The sequence below is a fragment of the Burkholderia lata genome, assembly GCF_902499335.1.
Lineage (GTDB): Bacteria > Pseudomonadota > Gammaproteobacteria > Burkholderiales > Burkholderiaceae > Burkholderia > Burkholderia lata_B.
On the sequence record NZ_CABVQK010000001.1, the window covers coordinates 875,651 to 893,030 of the forward strand.

The following is a 17,380-nucleotide window of genomic DNA, read 5'->3' on the forward strand; positions in this document are numbered from 1 at the left end:
CGCAAGATGCCGGCGCTGAATGCGCTGAAAGCCTTCGAGATGGCCGGCCGCACCGGCAGCTTCACGCGTGCGGCCGAACTGCTCAACGTGACGCAGAGCGCGGTGAGCCGCCAGGTTCGCCAGCTCGAAGGCCAGCTCGGCGAAACCCTGCTCGAGCGCCGCCATCACCAGCTCGAACTGACGGCGGCCGGCCGCGTGCTGCTGCGCGCGCTGCAGCAATCGTTCGACAAGATCGAGCTGACCGTGCGCAGCCTGCAGGAAAAAACCCACCTGAACCGCCTGCGCGCGAACGTGCCGCCCACCTTCGCCGCGCGCTGGCTGATGCCGCGCCTCGGCCGGCTGCGCGACGCGCATCCCGAATTCGAGCTGAGCCTCACGACCCGCATTCACGACAGCCTCGGCGAATCGCGCGTGCTCGACTGCGCGATCCGGTTCGGCGACGGCGAATGGGACGGCTTCGACAACGCACTGCTGATGCAGGAGCAGCATATCGCCGTCTGCGCGCCCGCGCTGTATGCGCGGCTGCGGCAGGACGGCGCGCCGATCGACCTGAACCGCTTCACGCTGCTGCACGTGCTCGCCACCGACGACCAGCGCTACCTGACGTGGCAGCACTGGCTGAAGGCAGCCGGCATCGTCGACGTCGACACGCGCGGCGGCTACGAATTCGACCTGCTCGACCACGCGATCCGCGCGGCGATCGACGGCCTCGGGATCACGATCGCCGACCGTCACATGGTCGCGCGCGAACTCGCGACCGGGCAACTGATGCAGGTGCTCAACGTCCACGTCGACGGCCACCAGTCGTACTGGTTCGTCACGCGGCCCGAGCAGACGAACCTGCCGCACATCGTGCAGTTCCGCGACTGGCTGCAGCAGGAAGTGTGGCTCGCGAAACGCCATCTCGAACCGTCGTCGCCGCTGCCGCAAGTGCCGCTGGCCTAGCGCGCGATCCGTCCCCGGCCGGCTTCGATCACCGGCCGCGGGCGACACCTTACCGGCTTCCCCGCCCGTCCGCATTCGGCCCCGTCGGAAAATACGACAGGCCTTCCCCCGCCCTGCCGCCGGCCCGCGCCACCGCCGCCTTGCCGGACGGGCGATTCCAGCCGATTCGTCGAGTAACGTGCGTTTTTCTCATGCTCGGCGCGAAAATAAGTCGTTTGTCGTGCGCTAAACGCATGAACAGAATGGCCTCTGTCCCGTGCCGCGCGTGTCGCCACCCGAAGCGACCCGCCTGCATTCATCGGAGGAGTCACTTCATGCGCACCGAACGCAACTACGTGAACGGCCGTTTCGTCGCCCCGGAAAGCGACACGTTCATCGTCGTCCACAATCCCGCCACCGAAGCGCCGTTCGCGCGCGTGCCGGCCGCGACGCCGGCCGACGCGCTCGCCGCCGTCGACGCCGCGGCCGCCGCGCAGAAGGCGTGGCGCAAGCTGCCGAGCGCCGAGCGCGCCGCGTACCTGCACCGCTTCGCCGACGCGCTGACCGCGCGCGCGCCCGAGATCGGCGCGGTGCTCGCTCAGGAATCCGGCAAGAGCGTCGAGGACGCATCGAACGAAGCCGTCTACGCGGGCCAGATCACGCGCTACCACGCCGAGTGGGCGCGCCGGATCGAGGGCGAGATCATCCCGAGCGACACCCCCGACGAGAACCTGTTCCTGCAGCGCGAGCCGATCGGCGTCGTCGCGTGCCTGATCCCGTTCAACTACCCCGTCTACACGCTGCTGCGCAAGGTCGCGCCCGCGCTGATCGCCGGCAACACCGTGGTCGTGCGGCCGAGCAACCACACGCCGGTGTCCGCGTTCGAGATCGCGAAGGCTGTCGACGATGCCGGCTTCCCGCCGGGCGTCGTCAACATCCTGACGATGGACCACGCGACGGCCGAAGCGCTGTGCACGCATCCGGCGGTCGGCATGATCACGCTGACCGGCAGCGTGAACGCGGGCCGCAAGGTGCTCGACTACTGCAAGGCGAACATCGCGAAGCCGTCGCTCGAACTCGGCGGCAAGACGCCCGCGATCATCGAGCCCGACGCCGACCTCGAACGCGCGGCCGCCGCGCTCGTCGCGTCGAAGACGACGCACTGCGGCCAGCTCTGCACGGCCATCGAGCGCGTGTACGTGCACGACAGCGTGCATGACCGCTTCGTCGCGCTGCTGAAGGAGAAGATGGCAGCCGTGCGCATCGGCGACCGTGCCGAAGACGCGACGCGGATGGGCCCGCTCGTCAGTGCCTCGGCGCGCGCGCACATCCACGGGATGGTCGAACGCGCGATCGCGGCCGGCGCGACGCTCGAGACCGGCGGCGCGATCCCCGCCGGCCCCGGCTTCTTCTACCCGGCCACGCTGCTCACCGGCGTGCGGCAGGACATGGAAATCGTGCAGGAGGAAACCTTCGGCCCGATCATGCCCGTGCTGCGCTACACGACGATCGACGAAGCGATCGCGCAGGCGAACGACCACCAGTTCGGCCTGTCGTCGGTGCTCTACACCGAGCACTACCGCACCGCGATGACCGTCGCGAACGCGATCGAAGCCGGCGAGCTGTACGTGAACCGCACGCCGGCCGATCCGTACCAGGGCTTTCACGCCGGCTGGAAGCGCTCGGGGCTCGGCGGCGACGACGGCAAGCACGGGATGCTCGAATTCACGCAGACGCGCCTCGTCGTCATGAAGTACTGACGCCGCAACGCCGACGCACCGTTTCCGGCGCGCGCACCAAGACACCACGCCGCGCGCGCCGCCCCTGATCCAGCCAGAACATAAAGAACCTGCAGGCGTCCGCTTCAAGGACGCCTCATGGAGGAAGACATCATGCCGACCCAACCGTCGACGCCCGCCGCGTCGCTCGCGTTGCACGACGACGCACATCCGTCGCAGCATTCGCGCGCACAACGTTACCTGCAACTGCTGCTGCTCGTGATTGCCGCGGGCGCGATCTACCCGATGCTGTATCTGCGGCAGGTGTACCAGCCGACGATGCTGCAGTTCTTCCATATCGACGACGTGCAGCTCGGCTACCTGTATTCGTCGCTCGGCACGATCTTCCTCATCAGCTACCTGCCGAGCGGCTGGCTCGCCGACCGCCTGTCGCCGCGCTGGCTGATCTGCTTCTCGCTGCTCGCCACCGGCGCGCTCGGGCTCGTGTACGCGACCGGGCCGTCGTTCAACACGCTCGTGCTGATCTTCGGCGGCTGGGGGCTGACCACCGGCCTCACGTTCTGGGCCGCCGTGATCAAGCGCGTGAACATGATCGCGGGCCCCGACGAACAGGGCCGCTTCTTCGGGCTGCTCGACGGCGGCCGCGGGCTCGTCGAGGCGCTGCTCGCGACGATCGCGATCACGTTGTTCGCGTACGTGACCCAGGCGCGTGGCGGCACCGATGCAGCCGGCTTCACGCTCGTCGTCCACCTGTACGCATTCTTCTGCATTGCGCTCGGCGTGCTGCTCGCGCTGGTGAAGGATCCGTCGCACACGAGCGATCGCGCTGCGGCCACGAATCGCCGCCGCGGCAACGTGCTGACCGACCTGAAGACGCTCGCGGCGATCCCCGAGCTGTGGCTCGTCGCGGCGATCGTGTTCTGCGGCTACCAGGTGTTCTGGGCGACCTACAGCTTCTCGGCGTACCTGCACGAAGGCAATTTCGGGCTCAGCGCGACGGCGGCCGGCTTCATCACGACGCTCAAGCTGTGGATGCGCCCCGTCGGCGGCATCGGCGGCGGCTTCCTCGGCGATCGCGTGTCCAAGGTGTCCGTGCTGTTCTGGGCGCTGGTGTTCGCCGCGCTGTCGCTCGTCGGGCTGATCGCCGCGCCCCCGCACAGCCCGCAGGCGATGCTCGTCGTGCTCGTGCTGTTCATCGGCATCCTCACCTACGCGATCCGCGGCCTGTACTGGTCGCTGCTCGACGACTGCAAGGTGCCGACGCATTGCGCGGGCCTCGCGATCGGCCTGATCTCGGTGCTCGGCTACTCGCCCGACGTGTTCGTGCCGCTGATCAACGGCTACGTGACGCAGACCTACCCGGGCGCGCACGGCTACCAGCTCTATTTCGGCTATATCGCGGCCATCGCGCTCTGCGGCGCGGGCGCCGCGGCATACCTCAAACACCGCCTCAACCGCATCCAGGAGTCCGCATGAAGATCGTTTCGCTCGAAACCCATATCGTCGCCGTGCCGCCGCCGCATGTCGGCGGGATGTACTGGATCTTCGTGAAGCTGAAGACCGACGACGGCATCGAAGGCGTCGGCGAGATCTACTCGGCGACGTTCGGCCCGAAGGCGATGGCCCCGATCATCGACGACGTGTTCGAACGCCACCTGCTGAACCGCGACCCGCATCACGTCGAGCGACTGTTCCGCCAGGCCTATTCGAGCGGCTTCACGCAGCGGCCCGATCTCACGATGATGGGTGTCGTCAGCGGCCTCGAGATGGCGTGCTGGGACATCATCGGCAAGGCCGCCGGCAAGCCCGTGTATGAACTGCTCGGCGGGAAGATCCACGAACGGCTGCGCTCATACACCTACCTGTACCCGAAGAACGCGAAGGGCGAATACGACTACGACGATCCCGACCTCGCGGCCGAATGCGCGGCCGAGAACGTGAAGCTCGGCTTCACGGCCGTCAAGTTCGATCCGGCCGGCCCGTACACGGCCTACTCGGGCCACCAGCTGTCGCTCGAAGTGCTCGACCGCTGCGAGACGTTCTGCCGAAAAGTGCGCGAAGCCGTCGGCAGCAAGGCCGACCTGCTGTTCGGCACGCACGGGCAGATGGTGCCGTCGTCGGCAATCCGGCTCGCAAAGCGGCTCGAGAAATACGACCCGCTGTGGTTCGAGGAACCCGTGCCGCCCGGCCAGGAAGAAGCGATCGCGCAAGTCGCAAGGCACACGTCGATTCCAATCGCGACCGGCGAGCGCCTGACGACCAAGTACGAATTCCACAAGCTGCTGCAAGCCGGTGGCGCGTCGATCCTGCAACTGAACGTCGCGCGCGTGGGTGGCCTGCTCGAAGCGAAGAAGATCGCGACGCTCGCCGAAGTGCACTACGCGCAGATCGCGCCGCACCTGTACAACGGGCCGGTGGGCGCGGCCGCGAGCATCCAGCTCGCGACCTGCACGCCGAACTTCCTGATCCAGGAAAGCATCATGACGTGGGGCGGTTTCCACGCGGAAGTCGTGAAGACGCCGATCCGCTGGGAAGACGGCTACATCATCCCGTCGAACGAGCCGGGCCTCGGCATCGAGCTCGACATGGACGTCGTGAAGCGCCACACGCCGTACACCGGCGAACGGCTTCACCTGCAGATGGGCGAACACCCCGTCGACGTGAAGGATCTCGCCCCCGCGAAGGGCTGAGCGCAAAGGACAGACATGAGCTACGACTACATCATCGTCGGCGCAGGCTCGGCCGGCTGCATCCTGGCGAACCGCCTGAGCGAATCGGGCCGGCACTCGGTGCTGCTGCTCGAAGCGGGCGAACGCGACGCATCGTTCTGGTTCAAGGTGCCGGTCGGCTTCACGAAGACCTACTACAACCGCCGCTACAACTGGATGTACTACAGCGAACCCGAGGCGCAACTCGCCGACCGCAAGCTGTACTGCCCGCGCGGCAAGGTGGTCGGCGGATCGGGCTCGATCAACGCGATGGTCTACGTGCGCGGCCAGCGCAGCGACTACGACGACTGGGCGAATGCCGGCAATCCGGGCTGGGCGTACTACGACGTGCTGCCGTACTTCCGCAAGCTCGAAACCCATGCGGCCGGCACGACCGATCCTCAGCATCACGGCGCGACCGGGCCGATCCACATCACGTCGATGAAGGCCGACGTGCATCCGATCGTCCACGAGTTCCTGAAGGGTTGCGGGCAACTGAACCTGCCGCGCACCGACGATTTCAACGGCGCGCAGTTCGAAGGCGCGGGCATCTACGACCTGAACACGAAAAACGGCGAACGCTGCTCCAGCAGCTTCGCGTACCTGCGCCCCGCGCTCGGCCGCGCGAACCTCACGCTGCGCTCTGGCGTGCTCGTGCGGCGCGTGACGTTCGACGGCACGCGCGCGACCGGCGTGGTCGTCGCGGGCGAGCACGGCGACGAAACGCTCGTGGCCAGGCACGAGGTGATCCTCGCGGCCGGCGCGGTCGATACGCCGAAGCTGCTGCAACTGTCGGGCGTCGGCGATCCGTCGTTGCTCGCGCGCGAGCGCGTGCCGCTCGTGCATGCGCTGCCGGCCGTCGGCCGCAACCTGCAGGACCACCTGTGCGTGAGCTTCTACTTCAAGGCGAACCGGCCGACGCTGAACGACGAGATGGGGACGCTCATCGGCAAGATGAAGATCGGCTTGCGCTACCTGCTGACGAAGCGCGGCCCGCTCGCGATGAGCGTGAACCAGGCGGGCGGCTTCTTCCGCGGCACGGACGGAGCGTCGGAGCCGAACATCCAGCTCTACTTCAACCCGCTGTCGTACCGGATTCCGAAGAGCGACCGCGCGAGCATCAAGCCCGAGCCTTATTCGGGCTTCCTGATCGCGTTCAACCCGTGCCGTCCGACGAGCCGCGGCACGATCGAGATCGCGTCGAACCGCGCGGAAGATGCCGCGAAGATCCACATCAACGCGCTCACCACGCAGAAGGATCTCGACGAGGCCGTGCAGGGCAGCAAGGTAATTCGTGCGCTGATGCGCGCGCCGGCGCTGAAGTCGATGACCGTCGAGGAAATCTCGCCGGGGCCGCAGGTCGATTCGGACGAAGCGATGCTGCAGTACTTCCGTGAGCAATCGGGGTCGATCTATCACCTGTGCGGCTCGTGCGCGATGGGCCCGGACGCGGCGACATCGGTGGTCGATGCCTCGCTGCGCGTGCACGGGTTGCAGGCGCTGCGGATCGTCGATGCGTCGGTGTTCCCGAACATCACGTCGGGCAACATCAATGCGCCGACGATGATGGTCGCGGAGAAAGGCGCGGATTTGATTCTTGCGGATGCGGGGCACGGCGAGACGGCGGCGGCCCGGGTGCACGAACGCGAAACGGCAGCTCACTGACGCACGGCGGATTTCAGTCTCACCGCTTCATTCCGGTTCACGGCAGCTCAATTGAGCGCTGCCGTGACCGCGCTCCAGAAGGTCGGGGCCTCATCGCCCAGGGCCCACATCGACACGCCGGCGAGATCGAGCGTCTTCGCGAACTGCGCTTTCGCCTGAATACCCTGCGCCGTCTCGTACCAGAACTCATGTGCGCTGCCGTCCGCCGCGGTGTAGCGGATATGAGCGGCCTGGGTCGCCGCGTCCCACTCCGGCGTCGCGCCGGCCGAAGCGAGCAGGGCCGGCGTGTCCTTGTAAGCGACCGACGTACCTGTACCAGCGGTCAGGTTCCAGTCATAGCCGTAGGCCGGCAAGCCCAGCAGGATCTTGTTCGCCGGGATCTGCCCGGACGCGTATTGCAGCGACGCCAGCATCCAGTCGCTACCCGCGACCGGCCCCGGCGTCCGGCCCGGAACCGTCTCGTCGTAGGTCATCACCTGGATCAGGTCCGCGCTCCGGCCGAGCGCCGCGTAATCGTAGGGCCACGTCCATGTGTTGGTCGAATCGTCGCTCGTCTTGGCAGGCACGCTCAGCACCAGCGTGGAGTGGATCGCGTGCAATTGTGCAGCCAGGTCGGTCACGAAGCGGGTGTATGCATCGCGGTCCGCAGGATCGACGCCTTCGAAATCAAGATTGATACCGGTAAGGTTCGCCGTCCTGGCGAGCGCAACGATGTTCTGGAGCGCGGCGGCACGGTTGGTCACCAGGGCGCCGTGGGCGATCGCCGGATCGAAGTCCGTCGCACCGAAATTGGAAATGCTCGCATACGACGCCCGCCCGGCAGCCGCGTCGCTTGCGATGAGGTTCGCCGGAAGCGTGCCGCTCAGCGTGCCGTCGGCCGCCACTAGGATGACGTCCAGCGACACGGCGGTGATCGGTATGGCGGCTGCGGTGGCGGAATTCATCGAGTCGCTGGTGCCGGTAAAGTAGCCGAGCACCTGTTTGGCCTGCGCGGCGACCGGTGGCGGTGCGGCCGGGCCGCTGGCTGCAGGCGCGCCGGCGGCCGGCGCATTCGACGTTGGTGTGGCCGTGCTCGTTGCCGACGCGCCGTCACCGCCGCCGCATCCGAATAATGCGAGCGTGGCGCCAACGGCGCAGATCAGGCTGACTACTTTCATGGCGGTCCCGTTAGGCTCTTTCGTAGCCGAAATTAACGGTGCGTCCAGCAGAAACTTGAATGGATGCGCAGCACGAGGAGGCAGCCGTGCTGCCGGCATTGGGTACACATTGACAGGCGCTTCATCGGGACGACTCGAGGGATCGCGCCGTTTCCCCGAAGGAGAGTCACATGGGGATACACCCGCCTGGTCATGGAGATGCACAGTGATGCGCATACCGTTTCGCTACGTCCGTGCCACTACCTGTGCCGGCCTGCTGCTGTTTCAGGGCGAGGCGCTGGCGCAGACGCCGGACGACCAATCGACGCAGGAGAATTTTTCCGCGCTGCGCCGGGAAGTCGACCAGCACCGGAAAGAACGGGATGCGCTCAAGCGCAGTCTCGCCGGGGAAGAAGCGAATCTCGCCCGCCTGAGCCGTGCGCTGGACAACCGCGCGCTCGCGGGCAAGCGCGGCGCGGGCACCGGCGACACGGGTTCACGCAAGAAGATGCGGCGCGCATGAACACAAAAGGGCGGCACCGCGTGTGCCGCCCTTTCGCCTTGCGCTGCGATACGTCAATTCACACTCGACCGCTTCTCCACGAACCGCCGCACATACTCATCCGCCGGCCGCGACAGGATATCGTCCGGCGTCCCGACCTGCACGAGCGTACCGTCGCGCAAAATCGCGATCCGGTCGCCGATGCGCAATGCTTCGTCGAGATCGTGCGTGATGAACACGATCGTCTTCGACAGCGTCGCCTGCAGTTCGAGCAACTGATCCTGCATCTCGGTACGGATCAGCGGATCGAGTGCGGAAAACGCCTCGTCCATCAGCAGCACATCGGTATCGGCCGCCAGCGCGCGCGCCAGCCCGACACGCTGCCGCATCCCGCCCGACAGCTCGTCCGGATAGTGATCGCCATAGCCGTCGAGCCCGACCTTCGTCAGCCAGTTGCGCGCGGCCTCGGCCGCATCGTGCCGCTTCTCGCCGCGCGTGCGCAGCGCATACGCGGCGTTGTCGAGCACGGTCTGGTGCGGCAGCAGCCCGAAGTTTTGGAACACCATGCTGACCTTGAAGCGGCGCAGCTCGCGCAGCCCGTGCGCGTCGAGCTTGATCACGTCGCTACCGTCGATCACGATCTCGCCGGCCGTCGGCTCGATCAGCCGGTTGAAGTGCCGCACGAGCGTCGATTTCCCGGAACCCGACAGCCCCATGATCACGAAGATCTCGCCCGACTCGATGCCGAGGCTCACGTCGTTGAGCCCGACGTTGCAGCCCGTTTCGGCCAGCACGTCGGCCTTGCGCTTGCCCGAGCGCAGCAGGTCGAGCACGCGCGCATGCGCGGCCTGCGGCCCGAACAGCTTGTACACGTGTTTGACGTCGATGGTCGCCATGTCTGTCTCCGTTCCTATGCACGCGACGACTGCGTCGCCTGATTCGAATCGACGCCCGCCGACGACGCCTTGCGCGGCAGCCGGTACGGCACGCGCGACGCGCCCTTCTGCCGGCGCTGCTGCGCGAGCCGCCGCCGTGCGCGGCGCTCCTGGCCGAAGCCCTGGCTGATCCGGTCGATCACGATCGCGAGAATCACGATCGCGAGGCCGGCCTGCGTGCCCTTGCCGACGTCGAGCGTCTGGATGCCCGCGAGCACGTCCTCGCCGAGCCCGCGCGAACCGATCATCGACGCGATCACGACCATCGACAGCGCCATCATCGTCGTCTGGTTGATGCCGGCCATGATGCTCGCCCGCGCAAGCGGCAGTTGCACGTTGACGAGCAGTTGCCAGCGCGTCGTGCCGAATGCGCGCGCGGCTTCCGTCACGTCCGGATCGACCTGGCGGATGCCGAGATCGGTCAGGCGGATCAGCGGCGGCAGCGCGTAGATGATCGTCGCGAGGATCGCGGGCACCTTGCCGAGGCCGAACAGCATCAGCACCGGGATCAGGTACACGAAGCTCGGCAGCGTCTGCATCACGTCGAGCACGGGCAGCAGCATCCGGCGCAGCCATGCGCTGCGCGATGCGAGGATGCCGACCGGCACGCCGATCGCGACCGACAGCACCGTCGCGACGAGCATCAGCGCGAGTGTCTGCATCAGCTTGTCCCACAGGCCGAAGCAGCCGATCGCGTAGAGCAGCAGCATGAAGAGCACACCGAGGCCGATGCGGCGCGTCGCATTCCACGCGATCGCGCCGACGACCAGCAGCACGAGCCACGGCGGCGCCACGCGCAGCGCGCCTTCGAGCGGTACGAGCAGGTAGCGCAGCACCAGCACGCTGAAGTGATGAAAGCCGTCGCCGTATTGCGCGACGAACGTCTCGAGCGCGCTGTTCACCCAGTCGGCGATCGACAGGTGCAGAAAGAAGCCGTTCATGTTGATTCTCCGTCGCGCCGCGAAGGCGCGTGACGGCGGCGGCAGGCGCGGGCCCGCCGCCGCGCGCAGGTTACGCGCCCTTCAGGCTGCCGGCGATCTTCTGCGCGACGTCGGCCGGCACCCACTGCTTCCACATGTCCTGGCGAGTCTTCAGGAACTGCGTGGCCATCGCCGCACCGTCGATCTTCTTCGTGGTCATCTCGAGGATCGTCTGGTTCAGGAAGTCCATCGGGAAACGCACCTTGCCGAATACGCCGACGAGATCGGGGTTCGCATCGGCGAACGGCTTCGACACACCCACCGTCAGCCGCGACACCATGTACGACGACGCGCACTGGTGCGTGCTGCTCTCGTCGCGCAACGTCTTCCAGCATGCTTCGTTATAGGTCGGCATCTTCAGCGCGGTGAACTTGTATTTCGCCATCAGCGCGGCGGGGCCCCAGTAATAGAACACGATCGGCGCGCCGCGCTGGTATGCGGACGCGATTGCCGCGTCGAGCGCCGCACCGGTGCCCGGGTGGAAATTCGTGTACGACTGGTCGAGCTTCAGCACGCGCAAGAGGCGCGTGTTCACGCGCTCGCAATCCCAGCCCGTCGGGCAGTTCAGGAAACGGCCCTTGTCCGGTTCCTCCTCGTCGGCGAACACCTGCTTGTACTTCGGCAGATCGTCGACCGACACGAGCCCCGGTGCGACCGGCTTGATGTTGCGCGCCGGATCGCCCTTCACCACGTAGTCGGGCACGAACCAGCCTTCCGTCGTGCCGCCCGGCAGCGTGTCGCCGATCAGCTTCACGGCGCCCGACGACACGGCCTTCGCGGTGATCTCGCTGCGGCCCGTCCATTGCTCGGCCCAGATCTGCAGGTCGTTGCGCGCGAGCGCCGTTTCGGTGGCGGCCGTGCTGCCCGGCACGACGTCCGTCTTGCAGCCGTAGCCCTTCTCCATGATCTGCCGCAGCACTTCGGTCGCGAACGACCCGCTTTCCCACGTGATGCCCGCGAAATGGACCGTCTTGCCGTCGGCGCACGCGCCGCCGGCCGCGTGGGCCGCGGGCGCGGACAGGATCGCCGCGGCGGCGAGAAGGACCGTTTTCAGTCGTCGAATCTGCATGGTGGGTCGTCTCCAAATCGAATCTGTTGTTTGTGCGTCGCGGCATGCGCGGCGACCGGCGAATCGTGAATCCAGTCACGTCCGGTCAGTCTGCATGTTTCAGCCGCCAATTTGTTTAGGGAAACGAGTAATTCCGATCATTGCAATCGGCAGCGCCAATCGATCCCAGAGCACCCTGTCAGGCCCGCCGGACGGGCCTCCCGGCCAGTTTCCCAAGCTCGCTCACGGTCCCGCACGCGCTGTGTCGCAACCTCGCGTGGCGCTTGCCCGGCCCGTCTCGAACCACGACGCCGCGCACCCCGTTTCGACTGTCGAAACGACCAGTCGCGCCCCCATTGGCGAACCCGATCCCATCCATCGAAATTACTCGCTTTCGATTCTGTTTCGGCTTGGGAAGAATGCGCGGTGTCATCGGAGGAGACACGACCCGACGCTGCCGGTCGCCGCGCCGCCGCGCCTTGCGCGTTTCCGGCGCCGCACGCGTTGCGCCGGGTCGCCCCGGATGACGGGGCGCGCCTCGCCGGACGCGCTCACGACAACCGATACAAGCTGGATATCCCGGAGATCTCAATGAAAAAGACCCTGACGGCGCTCGCCGTAACGGCAACCTTCGCAGCCCCCGTGTTCGCCCAAAGCAGCGTCACGCTGTACGGCGTGATCGACGAAGGCCTGAACTACACGAACAACGTCGGCACCGGCCACGTCTACGAGATGGCGAGCGGCTACGCGCAGGGCAGCCGCTGGGGCCTGAAGGGCAGCGAGGATCTCGGCGGCGGCATGAAGGCGATCTTCCAGCTCGAAAACGGCTTCGACGTGAACACCGGCCGGCTCAACCAGGGCGGCCGCATGTTCGGCCGCCAGGCCTACGTCGGCCTGAGCCAGACGCAGTACGGCACGCTGACGTTCGGCCGCCAGTACGACTCCGTCGTCGACTATCTCGCGCCGACCACGGCCAACGGCAACTGGGGCGGCTACCTGCTCGCGCACCCGTTCGACAACGACAACACCGACAACTCGTTCCGTCTCGACAACACGGTGAAGTACGCGAGCCCGAACTTCGGCGGCTTCCAGTTCGGCGGCGCATACAGCTTCAGCAACAGCACGAACTTCTCGGACAACCGCGCGTACAGCTTCGGCGCGCAGTACCAGAACAACGGCCTGCTGATCGGCGCCGCGTACCTGCAGGCGAACCATCCGGGCGACGGCTCGGCCGGCGCGATCACCGCGAACGACGCGAGCTACATCGCCGAGCGCATGCGCGTGTTCGGCGCGGGCATCAACTACACGTTCGGCCAGGCGACGGTCGGCTTCGCGTACACGAACTCGAACTACAAGAACCCGACCGGCAACGGCTACCTCGGCACGCCGGGCGCGATCATCGCGCCGGGGGCGACCGTCAGTGCGATCAAGTACCAGAACTTCGAGCTGAACGGTTCGTACCAGATCACGCCGGCGTTCATGGTCGGTGCGCAGTACGTGCTGTCGCTCGAGAAGTACGACGCATCAACCGGCAACGCGAAGCCGAAGATCCACTCGGCCGGGCTGATGGCCGACTACAACCTGTCGAAGCGCACCGACGTGTACGTGCAGGCCGCGTACCAGCACATCGCCGGCGACAAGACGAACTCGATCCTCGACAACGCGTTCATCCCCGGTACCGACGCGCCGTCGTCGACGTCGAACCAGGTGGCCGTGCGCGTCGCGCTGCGCCACAAGTTCTGACGCAACCCGGTTCTCCGTTCTTCACGCGACACCCGCGCCGGTCTGCCCGAGGTGTCTTTGCCCGCCCGCAAGCGCAAGCCTGCCGGCGGGCTTTTTCATGGTTGCTCGCCGATTTGCGGCGCGCGTGCGCGACAGCGGCTACCGCGTCGAGCCGGACACACGCGTTCGACGGCCGCACGTCAATCCCCGACAATCGCTTCCAGCCTTTCATGTCCGCTGGCGCCCGTCTCGATCCCGCGCCCGGCCGCTACGCTCGCCGCGCTTGCGCTGACCGTCCGGCAGCGCACGCAGCGCCGGGTTCGGGTCGATCGCCGATCAGCCGCAGGCGACATGAAGGCCGTTCGCGCTTGCGCATTGCTCACAATAGTTTGCAATTTGGCGTCAAGCCGGTCGATATGATCTGACAGTCACGATCGGATCGGTGTCGGCCTACGCAATCCTGCGGCCGCGCGCCGCCAAGAGCCCAAACGGCTCGACGAACATAACGCATCGGGGGCCACGGCAATGGAGCGCAACGAAGACCAAAAATCGCACGGTGCCGCCGGCTTCTGGCGACGCACCGCCGCGTTTTCGATCGATTCAATCCTTCTCGGACTGATCGGGCTGGCGATCGCGATCCCGTTCTTCGATGCCCTTTCGACGATTGGCGAATGGGGAAGATTGATCGGCTTCCTGATCGGTTCCATTTACTTTGGCCTGCTCGAGGGTGGAAATCGGCACCAGTCGCTCGGCAAGCGGGTGATGAAGATCCGTGTTGCCGATAGCGCCGCCCCTGACGGATCCGGTCCCGGGTACGTTCGCGCGTGGGCACGGTACGCGCTGATCGCCGTTCCGCTGATACTCGGCGGCATCGGCTTCATCGACCTGCCCGCGCTTCGCGATCCGGGCATGGAATGGCTCGCCACCGCGAACGGCGCGGTCATGTTCTTCTGGGTCCTGGCATTGCTGTATCTGTTCGTGTTCAACAGGCCGAGCCGCCAGTCCGTGCATGACCTGCTCACCGCCAGCAGGGTCGTGCATGTCGCGGCCCCCGTCGAGGATGCCGCTCCGGTTGGCCGGAAGCACTGGGCAATCCTGGCCGTCCTTGGCCTGCTTATGTTTGTCGGCAGTCGTTTTGCGGCAACGCGGCTGATCGACGACGATCGCATGGCCGATATCCGTCAGATCCAGCGTGCGGCATCCACCGTTCCGGGCGTGATCCAGAGCGGCGTCTGGATCGGCAACATGCGGGGGAGCGGCACGGCGGGCCAGATGCCGAAAGCCATCGCCACCATCACCGTGCTCTCGAACACGCCGACACTGCTGAACAAGGCCGGGGCGACCGCTGTTGCACACGCAGCGCTTTCCGCATCGGCCTGGCTGCGAAAACAGGATCTCGTCACCGTGGTGAGCGTCCGCGCGGTCAATCTTGGCATTGCGACGTGGAGAAACCAGTTTTTCATGGGTCGCTCGCCTGCCGAATGGGCCACGATGGTCGGCACCGAGTCGATGTGAGGAAGCAAGAATGAGTGACATCGGCATCGACCTGCCGATCTGGGTCGTCCCGGTCATTTGCGGCGCCATCTACTGGCCGGTGACGCTTTTTTTCGGGTCCCTCTGCCTGTATGTCGGCGTGACTCGCCTGAGCGGCATCGGTCGAGTCGCCTTCATCGTCATCGCACTCCCGCTCATCGCCGTTGCGTGCCTCGGGCTCTATTACGCCCTTGCCGGATATTGAGCAACGGCGCATTGCCCCGCGACTGCTCGATATCCGCGGATATCCGGGTTCGATCGCGTCATCCCGTGTCATGAAACGCCTACCGCCCCGTCAACCGTGACAGGTCGACAGCCGGCGATCGATCGATACACTGTGTGCCACCCCATCCGAAGGAGTGTCACTTGAAGCACTGGCGCCGCACCCAGTCCGCATCCGCCGCCGGCGTCCCGGCCGCGCGCTCCGCCCTCGCCGAACCGGGCAGCCCGCAATGAGCACCGGCCCGCGCAACGCGCGGATCGACCTGCTGCGCGGCGTATCGATCGTGCTCGTGCTGCTGCATCACTTCAACATCCCCTACTCGCTGCGCGACACGTCGCTCGCGCGCGTTTTCGGCTGGGACGCGGTGCATGCGGTGGCGCGCAACGGCAACTACGGCGTGACGATGTTCTTCGTGATCTCCGGCTACCTGATCACGTCGAATGCGCGGCGCCGCTGGGGCAGCCTCGGCGCGGTCGACGTGCGCGCGTTCTATGTATCGCGCGTCGCGCGCATCGTCCCGTGCCTGCTCCTGCTGCTCGCGCTCGTCAACGGCCTCGCTGCGGCCGGCGTGCCGATCTTCCAGAACCACACGCCGGAGGGCATCGCCGTGTCGTTCTGGCTCGTGAACCTTGCATCGCTGACGTTCTGGATGAACGTGCTGATCAGCGCATACGGGTGGGTCAACTACGCGCTCGGCGTGCTGTGGTCGCTGTCGGTCGAAGAGGTGTTCTACCTGTCGTTTCCGCTGCTGTGCATCGCGCTGCGCCGCGATGCACGGCTGGTCGCGTTCTGGGTGGTCATCGCCGCGATCGGGCCCGCGTATCGCTTCACGCACGCCGGCGACGAAGGCGGGTTCCTCTATGCGTACTTCGCGTCGTTCGACGGGATCGCGATCGGCTGCTGCACCGCGTTGCTGGCCGAACGCATGAACTGGCAGCGGCTGGCCGCACCGTTCGTGCAGTGGCCCGTCGCGGCAGCGATGGCCGCGCTCTATCTGGCCTGGCCGATCGCGGAAAGCCATGTCGCTGGCGTCACCGCGATGGCGCTCGGCACGGCCGTGCTGCTGATCGGCGCGCACGTCAACGGCGAGCGCGTGCGGGGCCGCCTCCTCGCGCCGTTGGGCCGCGCCGGCAAGCTGAGCTACGAGCTATACCTGTTCCACCTGATCGTGCTCGGCGGGCTGCGCACGTTCTGGCCGCCGTCGGCCACGCACGGCGACACGAAGCTGCTGTTGCTGATTGCGTATCTGGCGTTGTCGGCGGCGCTGAGCGCGACGATCGCGCACGGCTACGCGACACCGCTCGACCGCTTCATCAAGCGGATCGCGTCGCGGTCTTCAGCGCGCGTGCCGGACGGTGCGCGCTTCTAGCGCGTCATCGGCAATCGCTGCCGGTCAGCCGCGAAAAAAACCGGCCAGGACCCGGCCGTATCGCTTGACGATACCGGCCGGCCTGACCGCAAGCCCCGCGTACCAACGGTCAAAATCGTCGATCAGTCGAGATAGTCCGCGTATTCCTTGCGCGTATAGCTGGCGAGCGTCTGCCACGGCAACGTCTCGCGCCGCGCGGCCGGCGCCGGTGTCAGCGTCAGCTTGCGCACGACGCGGCCGTCGGCGCTCCGGTATTCGACCGACAGCGGCGCCTGCAGCTTCTCGCTCCACAGGATCCGGTTCACGCCGCGTGCACCGGGCGTATCGACCGCCTGCTCGTACCAGCGGGTACCGTGCGCGTCGCCGCGCTTCGACACCGCGAGCCGCTTCAACTGCGACGGCGGCGTGACGTAGTACGCGTTGTCCCACGAGCCGTCGAAGCCCGTGGTTTCGTACTCGGCCGGCGGCACGCCGACGACCGTCCGGTTCGCCGCGTCCACGTACTCGATGCGCGCCGTCTTGCCGTCGTACGTCACGTGCCGCGCGGCCGCCTGGAAGTTGAAATGCTTGTGGCCCGCGTGCGCGGCAGCCGGCTGCACGCCGGCGCGCGGCGGGGTCTCGCGTACACCGCCCGCGTCGTGGTCATGGTCGTGATCGTCGACGTGTCCCGCTGCCGCCGCGACGGGCAGCACGCGTTCGACCCACACGTGCCCGTCGCGCCGCACCATCCGTTCGCGATACATCGTCGTGCGCGTCACGCCGTCGGCCGACACCGTGCGGCTCTCGTGCAGCAGCACGGCGTCGAGATCGGCCGCTGCAAGGGCCGGCAGCGCAACCCACCCGCAAGCGAGCGCGCAGAGAAGCTGGCGTTTCATCTGGCGTTCCCGTTCTTCACG

General features: G+C 66.7%; 15 protein-coding genes. 10 read left to right on the plus strand and 5 right to left on the minus strand.

Annotated features, from left to right (window positions below):
* The first annotated feature begins 6 nt into the window (after window positions 1-6).
* From BCO18175_RS04090 to BCO18175_RS04110, 5 genes are all read left to right on the plus strand, one after another.
* Window positions 7-945, plus strand: a complete 939-nt coding sequence (locus tag BCO18175_RS04090; protein WP_174979626.1) for a LysR substrate-binding domain-containing protein — start codon at window positions 7-9, stop codon at window positions 943-945.
* A 314-nt stretch (window positions 946-1,259) separates the two neighbouring features.
* On the plus strand, window positions 1,260-2,684 hold the full coding sequence (gene aldA / locus BCO18175_RS04095) for an aldehyde dehydrogenase (protein WP_174979518.1): 1,425 nt from the start codon (window positions 1,260-1,262) through the stop codon (window positions 2,682-2,684).
* Window positions 2,685-2,816: 132 nt separating this feature from the next.
* The gene (locus BCO18175_RS04100; protein ID WP_174979519.1) at window positions 2,817-4,139 is read left to right on the plus strand and encodes an MFS transporter; all 1,323 of its coding nucleotides are present in this window, start codon (window positions 2,817-2,819) and stop codon (window positions 4,137-4,139) included.
* Entirely contained in the window at window positions 4,136-5,353 is a 1,218-nt protein-coding gene (locus tag BCO18175_RS04105) for a mandelate racemase/muconate lactonizing enzyme family protein (RefSeq protein WP_174979521.1), read from the plus strand. Before BCO18175_RS04100 ends, BCO18175_RS04105 begins: the two co-directional genes overlap by 4 nt.
* 15 nt (window positions 5,354-5,368) lie before the next feature.
* Window positions 5,369-7,036 (plus strand): GMC family oxidoreductase, encoded by a 1,668-nt coding sequence (locus tag BCO18175_RS04110; protein ID WP_174979522.1) that lies wholly within the window; start codon window positions 5,369-5,371, stop codon window positions 7,034-7,036.
* 47 nt (window positions 7,037-7,083) lie between these two features.
* On the opposite strand, the gene BCO18175_RS04115 is transcribed toward BCO18175_RS04110, so the two are convergent.
* Window positions 7,084-8,193: a glycosyl hydrolase family 18 protein gene (locus tag BCO18175_RS04115; protein ID WP_174979524.1), complete on the minus strand. Its 1,110-nt coding sequence runs from the start codon at window positions 8,191-8,193 to the stop codon at window positions 7,084-7,086.
* 208 nt (window positions 8,194-8,401) lie between these two features.
* Here BCO18175_RS04115 and BCO18175_RS04120 point away from each other — a divergent pair, with 208 nt between their 5' ends.
* Window positions 8,402-8,695 (plus strand): hypothetical protein, encoded by a 294-nt coding sequence (locus tag BCO18175_RS04120; protein ID WP_174979526.1) that lies wholly within the window; start codon window positions 8,402-8,404, stop codon window positions 8,693-8,695.
* Window positions 8,696-8,748: 53 nt separating this feature from the next.
* Here the strand turns inward: BCO18175_RS04120 and BCO18175_RS04125 are convergent, their stop codons facing one another.
* From BCO18175_RS04125 to BCO18175_RS04135, 3 genes are all read right to left on the minus strand, one after another.
* The gene (locus BCO18175_RS04125; protein WP_122948640.1) at window positions 8,749-9,570 is read right to left on the minus strand and encodes a quaternary amine ABC transporter ATP-binding protein; all 822 of its coding nucleotides are present in this window, start codon (window positions 9,568-9,570) and stop codon (window positions 8,749-8,751) included.
* A gap of 14 nt (window positions 9,571-9,584) precedes the next feature.
* Window positions 9,585-10,550: an ABC transporter permease gene (locus BCO18175_RS04130; protein ID WP_174914165.1), complete on the minus strand. Its 966-nt coding sequence runs from the start codon at window positions 10,548-10,550 to the stop codon at window positions 9,585-9,587.
* 70 nt (window positions 10,551-10,620) lie between these two features.
* On the minus strand, window positions 10,621-11,658 hold the full coding sequence (locus tag BCO18175_RS04135) for an ABC transporter substrate-binding protein (protein ID WP_174939381.1): 1,038 nt from the start codon (window positions 11,656-11,658) through the stop codon (window positions 10,621-10,623).
* Between the two features lie 570 nt (window positions 11,659-12,228).
* Here BCO18175_RS04135 and BCO18175_RS04140 point away from each other — a divergent pair.
* The 4 genes from BCO18175_RS04140 (at window position 12,229) to BCO18175_RS04155 (ending at window position 16,484) form a co-directional block, all read left to right on the plus strand.
* Complete coding sequence (locus BCO18175_RS04140) at window positions 12,229-13,380, plus strand: porin (RefSeq protein WP_174914170.1); 1,152 nt, start codon at window positions 12,229-12,231, stop codon at window positions 13,378-13,380.
* 504 nt (window positions 13,381-13,884) lie between these two features.
* Window positions 13,885-14,874 carry an RDD family protein gene (locus tag BCO18175_RS04145; protein WP_174979527.1) on the plus strand — a complete coding sequence of 330 codons (990 nt, stop codon included), beginning with the start codon at window positions 13,885-13,887 and terminating at the stop codon, window positions 14,872-14,874.
* Between the two features lie 10 nt (window positions 14,875-14,884).
* Window positions 14,885-15,097, plus strand: coding sequence for a hypothetical protein (locus BCO18175_RS04150; RefSeq protein WP_174979529.1), 213 nt, complete (start codon window positions 14,885-14,887; stop codon window positions 15,095-15,097).
* Window positions 15,098-15,344: 247 nt separating this feature from the next.
* Window positions 15,345-16,484, plus strand: coding sequence for an acyltransferase family protein (locus tag BCO18175_RS04155; protein ID WP_174979531.1), 1,140 nt, complete (start codon window positions 15,345-15,347; stop codon window positions 16,482-16,484).
* Window positions 16,485-16,606: 122 nt separating this feature from the next.
* Here the strand turns inward: BCO18175_RS04155 and BCO18175_RS04160 are convergent, their stop codons facing one another.
* Window positions 16,607-17,359 carry a hypothetical protein gene (locus BCO18175_RS04160; RefSeq protein ID WP_174979532.1) on the minus strand — a complete coding sequence of 251 codons (753 nt, stop codon included), beginning with the start codon at window positions 17,357-17,359 and terminating at the stop codon, window positions 16,607-16,609.
* Between the last annotated feature and the right edge of the window lie 21 nt (window positions 17,360-17,380).